Source organism: Pseudomonas sp., assembly GCF_030696055.1.
Taxonomy (GTDB): domain Bacteria; phylum Pseudomonadota; class Gammaproteobacteria; order Pseudomonadales; family Pseudomonadaceae; genus Aquipseudomonas.
Genome location: NZ_JAUYNP010000325.1, coordinates 1 through 2,937, shown reverse-complemented (window position 1 = coordinate 2,937; position 2,937 = coordinate 1). Strand labels below are relative to the sequence as shown.

General features: G+C 60.9%; 3 protein-coding genes. 2 read left to right on the top strand and 1 reads right to left on the bottom strand.

The window, feature by feature from the left end:
• The first annotated feature begins 192 nt into the window (after nucleotides 1–192).
• Both Q8Q83_RS19645 and Q8Q83_RS19640 read left to right on the top strand, forming a co-directional pair.
• Nucleotides 193–795: a DUF4823 domain-containing protein gene (locus tag Q8Q83_RS19645; protein ID WP_305625813.1), complete on the top strand. Its 603-nt coding sequence runs from the start codon at nucleotides 193–195 to the stop codon at nucleotides 793–795.
• A gap of 9 nt (nucleotides 796–804) precedes the next feature.
• On the top strand, nucleotides 805–1,368 hold the full coding sequence (locus Q8Q83_RS19640; RefSeq protein ID WP_305625812.1) for a DUF1285 domain-containing protein: 564 nt from the start codon (nucleotides 805–807) through the stop codon (nucleotides 1,366–1,368).
• A 62-nt stretch (nucleotides 1,369–1,430) separates the two neighbouring features.
• Here Q8Q83_RS19640 and Q8Q83_RS19635 read toward each other — a convergent pair.
• On the bottom strand, nucleotides 1,431–2,937 hold a 1,507-nt coding region (locus Q8Q83_RS19635; RefSeq protein ID WP_305625811.1), incomplete at its 5' end, for an electron transfer flavoprotein-ubiquinone oxidoreductase.

Genomic DNA, 2,937 nt, shown 5'->3' with positions numbered 1-2,937 from the left:
GGCCCCCGCTGTTGTTGCAGGACTTGGCAAGGGAATAACCATTACCTGCGTCCTGCGCCTAACCGGGGGCCATTTCTCGCGGCAACGCGGCTCGCGATGAAACGGCAACAGACCCTAGAAGCGCCGCTGGCGTGAAATCTGCATCTAGGTCCTATCCGCCGGTTTTCCGTCACCGGCCGCGGGAGAAGAATGATGCGTAGTCTGTTGTTAGTGCTGGCGTTTCTGGCGTTGAGCGGTTGTATGAAGGCCAGCGACCTGGCCGATGGCGCTATCGATCAATTGCGCGATGTCGGCGTGCTCGATCACAGCCAGACGCGCCGCGCCAGTCCGTGGCGTTTACAGGCCGATTCCTTTATCTATATCGCCCAGGGCCACTTCGTGCCGCCGGGCGACGCCCACCCACGACCGAATGTGGTGGCGGAGGAAGCCTACCAGGGCTTTATCGAGTATTTCCCCATGGTGCGCCGGGCCAAAGCTCCTCTAGGGCTGGAGGAGGCGCTGGGGCAGGCGCGTGAAGCCGGTGCCCATTACCTGCTGTATAACCGTTTCGCCTCTGCCGATGACCGTATCGGTACGGTCGAGGAGTGGGAGGATCAGGAGGCGCTGGATCGCCTGGGCACCGACCGCGGAGTGATCCAGTTGATGCTGATCGAAACCAATACCCGCTATCTGGTCGATACTGCACGCATTCGTAATCGCGGCGGCCTGCTAACGCTCTATGATGCCAAGCCGGAAGATCTGATCGGCCCGGCGCTGCAGGACTATGCGCGGCGTTTGCTGGGTTTGGGTTACTGAGGAGTAGTGATGAGTGATACAGGCAAGGCCGGTGATTTGCTGGCGCAGATTCCCAAGGGCAAAGGCTTGCCGCCGGTGCATCTATGGAATCCGGACTTCTGTGGCGATATCGACATGCGTATCGCCCGCGACGGCACCTGGTACTACCTGGGCACGCCGATTGGGCGCAAGCCGATGGTCAAATTGTTTTCCACCATTATCCGTCGCGACGGCGATGATTACTTTCTGATCACTCCGGTGGAGAAGGTCGGTATCCGGGTCGATGACGCGCCTTTCGTGGCGGTCACTTTACAGGTGGAGGGCGAGGGCGAGGCGCAAGTGCTGCGCTTTGTCACCAATGTGGACGATGAGGTGCTGGCCGGTGCCGAGCACCCGATTCGCGTCGAGTTGCATGCACAGACCGAAGAGCCGGCGCCGTATCTGCATGTGCGGGTCAATCTCGAGGCGCTGATCCACCGCAATCTGTTCTATCAGCTGGTCGAGTTGGCCGTGCCGCGCAAGATCGATGGCAAGAACTGGCTGGGGGTCTGGAGCGGCGGGGAGTTTTTCCCCATTGGACCACAGCCGGAGTAGTGCGCAGTTTGTCAGCCGTTTGCAGATAAAGAAAAGGCTCCCGAGGGAGCCTTTTTTGCGTCTTACATATTGGGGTAGTTAGGCCCGCCGGTGCCTTCGGGGGCTACCCAGGTGATGTTCTGGGCCGGGTCCTTGATGTCGCAGGTCTTGCAGTGCACGCAGTTCTGCGCGTTGATCTGGAACTTCTTCTCGCCGTCTTCCTGGGTGACGATCTCGTATACGCCGGCCGGGCAGTAGCGCTGCGCCGGTTCGTCGTACAGCGGCAGGTTCTTGCTCAGCGGAATGCTCGGGTCGGTGAGCTTCAGATGGCAGGGTTGTTCCTCTTCATGGTTGGTGTTGGAGAGAAATACCGAGCTGAGCTTGTCGAAGCTGAGTTTGCCGTCCGGTTTCGGGTAGTTGATCTTCTGCGCCTCGGCTGCCAGCTTCAAGCAGGCGTAATCCGGCTTGGTGTCGTGCAGGGTGAAGGGGATCTTGCCGCCGAAGAGGTTCTGGTCTAGCCAGTTGAGGCCGCCGCCGAACAGTGGGCCGAACTTGTGCAGCGCCGGGCCGAAATTGCGGCTGCGGAACAGTTCGTCATACAGCCAGCTGGCCTTGAAGGCGTCGACATAACCGGTCAGCTGGTCGCCGCCTTCCTTGCCGGCGAACAGCGCATCGGCCACCGCGTCAGCGGCGAGCATGCCGGATTTCATGGCGGTGTGGCTGCCCTTGATCTTGGCGAAGTTCAGGGTGCCGAGGTCGCAACCGATCAGGGCGCCGCCGTTGAACACCATCTTCGGCAGCGAATTGAGGCCGCCCTTGCAGATGGCGCGAGCGCCGTAAGCCACGCGCTTGCCGCCTTCCAGGTACTGGGCGACCACCGGGTGGTGCTTGTAGCGCTGGAACTCATCGAACGGCGACAGGTGCGGGTTGCTGTAGGCCAGGTCGACGATCAGGCCGACCACCACCTGGTTGTTCTCCAGGTGATAGAGGAAGGAGCCGCCGGTGTTCTGGTTGCCCACTACATCCAGCGGCCAGCCCGCGGTATGCAGCACCAGGCCTTGCTCGTGCTTGGCTGGGTCGATGTCCCAGATTTCCTTGATACCGATGCCGTAGTGCTGGGCGTCGGCTTCGGAGTCGAGGTTGAATTTGCTGATCAGCTGCTTGCCGATATGGCCGCGGCAGCCTTCGGCGAACAGGGTGTACTTGGCGCGCAACTCCATGCCGGGGGTGTAGTAGCCCTCTTTCGGATGGCCTTCGCGGTCAACCCCCAGGTCGCCGGTGAGGATGCCGTAGACCGAGCCTTTCTCGTCGATCAGGGCTTCCTGGGCGGCGAAACCCGGGTAGATTTCCACGCCGAGGTTTTCTGCCTGCTGGGCCAGCCAGCGGCACAGATTGCCCAGGGAGATGATGTAATTGCCTTCGTTGTGCATGGTCTTGGGCACAAAGAAGTTAGGAACCTTGATCGCGCTCTCGGCGCTCTTGAGCATGTAGATATCGTCGCGCTTGACCGGGGTGTTCAGCGGCGCGCCGAGCTCTTTCCAGTTGGGGAACAACTCGTTCAGAGCGCGTGGCTCGAATACTGCGCCGGAA